Origin of the sequence: Barnesiella sp. CU968, assembly GCF_905219685.1 — a bacterium.
Taxonomy (GTDB): Bacteria; Bacteroidota; Bacteroidia; order Bacteroidales; family Muribaculaceae; genus Lepagella; species Lepagella muris_A.
Genome location: NZ_CAJMXD010000352.1, coordinates 1 through 3043, shown reverse-complemented (window position 1 = coordinate 3043; position 3043 = coordinate 1). Strand labels below are relative to the sequence as shown.

The 3043-nt window shown below is 45.1% G+C and carries 4 protein-coding genes; 3 read left to right on the top strand and 1 reads right to left on the bottom strand.

All coding sequences use genetic code 11. The features are described 5' to 3' along the window. Positions 1 to 43: 43 nt before the first annotated feature. The 3 genes from JX312_RS11325 to JX312_RS11315 all read left to right on the top strand — a co-directional run bounded on the left by JX312_RS11325 (position 44) and on the right by JX312_RS11315 (position 2492). Entirely contained in the window at positions 44 to 493 is a 450-nt protein-coding gene (locus JX312_RS11325) for a biotin/lipoyl-containing protein (RefSeq protein ID WP_123404785.1), read from the top strand. Between the two features lie 56 nt (positions 494 to 549). After that, complete coding sequence (locus JX312_RS11320) at positions 550 to 1683, top strand: sodium ion-translocating decarboxylase subunit beta (RefSeq protein WP_370541504.1); 1134 nt, start codon at positions 550 to 552, stop codon at positions 1681 to 1683. Positions 1684 to 1946: 263 nt separating this feature from the next. Then, the gene (locus JX312_RS11315; protein WP_123404598.1) at positions 1947 to 2492 is read left to right on the top strand and encodes a hypothetical protein; all 546 of its coding nucleotides are present in this window, start codon (positions 1947 to 1949) and stop codon (positions 2490 to 2492) included. A 120-nt stretch (positions 2493 to 2612) separates the two neighbouring features. Here JX312_RS11315 and JX312_RS11310 read toward each other — a convergent pair whose 3' ends face one another. After that, positions 2613 to 2891 carry a hypothetical protein gene (locus JX312_RS11310; protein WP_204458068.1) on the bottom strand — a complete coding sequence of 93 codons (279 nt, stop codon included), beginning with the start codon at positions 2889 to 2891 and terminating at the stop codon, positions 2613 to 2615. Positions 2892 to 3043 lie beyond the last annotated feature (152 nt).

Below are 3043 nucleotides of genomic sequence, written 5' to 3'. Positions count from 1 at the left end.
CAGAGACAAGGTCAGACACGCAAAACTTAAAAAACTGATAAAAATGAAAGAATACAAATACAAAATCAACGGATTGAAATTTACAGTATCCGTTGGCGATGTCGTTGACAACGAGGTAACCGTTGAGGTCAATGGCACTCCTTACATGGTAGAGCTTGACAAAGCAGCTCATGCAAAACCGTCCAAACCTGCCCTCTCACAATCCGGCAAGACCGCATCGGCTCAGCCCACGGCAGCCCCCACTCAGTCGGTTAAACCGGCTCCCGTCGCAGCAGGCGCGGCTTCAGCTGTCAAAAGTCCGCTTCCCGGAACCATACTGAGTTTTACTGTCAAGGAAGGTGACACTGTCAAGAGTGGCGACACTGTATGCGTTCTCGAGGCTATGAAGATGGAAAACGATGTGCACACAAGCAAAGGTGGCACGGTAAAGAAGATTCTTGTGAATGCCGGTGATGCCATACTTGAAGGCACGGATATAATGATAATCGAATAATCCAGTCAATCGATTCCACTATGATATTAGCAAGTGATTATTCGTTCGGCCAGTTCATGAGTAGCACCGTAGAGAATTTCTGGCAATTCACCGGGTTCCACAATTGCGAATTTACGAACCTCGTGATGCTTGCCGTAGGTTGCTTCTTTGTATGGCTCGCCATAAAGAAAAATTTCGAGCCTCTTCTTCTTGTGCCGATCGGATTCGGAATGCTCATCGGCAATATACCTTTCCAGCCGGGCATGGAGATCGGCATATATGAGGAAGGATCTGTTCTTAACATTCTTTATAACGGTGTTGAAAAAGGATGGTATCCGCCTCTTATATTTCTTGGCATCGGTGCGATGACCGATTTCTCGGCACTTCTCGCCAACCCGAAACTGATGATTATCGGAGCGTGTGCACAGTTCGGCATCTTCGGTGCCTATATGCTTGCCCTTCTCTGCGGTTTCGACCCCCTGTCGGCAGGATGTGTGGCTATAATCGGTGGCGCTGACGGTCCTACCGCAATCTTCACTACATCCAAGCTCAATCCCAACCTGCTTGGTGCGGTAGCGGTTTCCGCCTATTCCTACATGGCTCTCATACCTCTGATCCAGCCCCCTCTGATGAGACTTTTCACAACCCAGAAAGAAAGGCAGATCAAGATGCGCCCTGTGCGTGTCGTAAGCCAGTCGGAGAAGATTATCTTCCCTATCGTGGGCGTTATGCTGACATGCTTCGTTGTTCCGTCGGCAATTCCATTGCTCGGCATGCTCTTCTTCGGCAACCTGCTTCGTGAAAGCGGCGTGACAACTCGTCTTGCCAAGACCGCGAGCAATGCCATGACAGATATAGTGACAATTCTTCTCGGTCTTACCGTAGGCGCGTCAACCCAGGCTGACAAGTTCCTTACTGTTGACACACTCCTGATATTCGGACTTGGATTTGCAGCATTCATAATAGCATCCTCCGCAGGTGTGCTCTCAGTTAAGATTTTCAATCTTTTCCTGCGTCCGGACAAAAAGATCAACCCGCTTATCGGCAATGCCGGTGTTTCCGCAGTGCCGATGGCAGCACGTATCTCCAACAACCTCGGTCTTGAATACGATCCGACAAACTATCTTCTCATGCACGCCATGGGTCCGAATGTTGCCGGAGTCATCGGTTCAGCTGTGGCAGCCGGTGTGCTGTTGAGCTTCCTTGGATAATAACAGGAATTGCCTCGGCAACCTGAAAAAATACTCGTCAAGCTTTAAAATAAGCTTGACGAGTATTTTTTTTATTTTTTTTTGTTACTATTGTTGAATAATAACAATAAATGAATTAAATTCGCACTAAATATAAAAACATGCCGATTCTGCATTCCATGAAATACACAAAGTGAGGGAAACAGATATCCCTTGCCGATAAAATGCGGTTAATTTCAAGGCACGTATAATAAAGGCAAAATTCAAAGTAAAAGAGAAACACTATGGTATATAGATTCAAACTTGTTAGTGACGAAGTGAGCAATTTCGCCCGCGAAATTGAAATCGATTCGGAAAATACATTTCTGCAGTTGCGCAACGCCGTGCTCGACAGCGTAGATTTTGCAAAAGATGAACTCGACTCATTTTTCCTTTGTGATGATGACTGGCAGAAACAGGAAGAAATCACTCTTGAAGACATGGGACACACGGCAAGTGACACCGACACTTGGCTGATGGAAGAGACCCCACTGAGTGAGCTTATCGAAGAAGAGGGACAGAGGATGATTTTCGTATATGACTATCTGACGGAACGTTCATTCTTTATGGAATTGAAAGAGATCTATCCCAGCCGCACACTGGCAGATCCTGTATGCACTTTCAAAAAAGGCAAAGCCCCGAAACAATCCGTCGACCTTGACGAATTCGACAAAAAGATTGATCTCAAGGCTCAGGACAAAATAGAAGATCTTGACATAGATGTATTCAGCACCGATGACTTCAATGAGGAAGATCTTGGTGATGGGTTCGACATAATGAACATCAACTGAACCTCGATATAGAAGCAGAGGAAGTCCAAACGTTTCCGGCACCTGTTGAATGATTCAACAGGTGCCGGAAACATTTGGACTTAATTCTAAAGAAATGTGCTCTAAGTCACTTCGCATTCTTCAATGCCCGAAGAGTTTGCCTAAGAACGACTGTTTCTTCTCCGGTTTGATATGCACTCTCAGCTGATTGCTGTCTTTCCCGAAAAACAGAATATGAGAACGGAAGACGAATGCTATCACCCTGTCAAACTCAAGAATACCGTATATACTTCTTTTAAGGAACATCCTGAAAGGATTGAACTCCTCAAGATCTTCCACTACGACTTCCATATCATCAGAAACGATGTGGTGATGCTCCGTCAAAATACTCAGATAATCGTCAATTCCAAGTTCTGCCATATTTTTACAGGGCTTGGAATATTTCTTATATATCTCTTTGATGACTTGATCAGTAATCATGGCTATAAACGTTAGGTCACTGGCGTCTCTTAAAATCTGTTAATGCGAAATTGTTAAACTCTGTATTCATGTTGGTTACGCGATTTTCTGGC

Bases quoted from the DNA above. Each gene is read 5' to 3' on its own strand.
- JX312_RS11315 (WP_123404598.1), top strand. From the start codon at position 1,947: ATGGTATATAGATTCAAACTTGTTAGTGACGAAGTGAGCAATTTCGCC.
- JX312_RS11325 (WP_123404785.1), top strand. From the start codon at position 44: ATGAAAGAATACAAATACAAAATCAACGGATTGAAATTTACAGTATCC.
- JX312_RS11320 (WP_370541504.1), top strand. From the start codon at position 550: ATGAGTAGCACCGTAGAGAATTTCTGGCAATTCACCGGGTTCCACAAT.
- JX312_RS11310 (WP_204458068.1), bottom strand. From the start codon at position 2,891: ATGGCAGAACTTGGAATTGACGATTATCTGAGTATTTTGACGGAGCAT.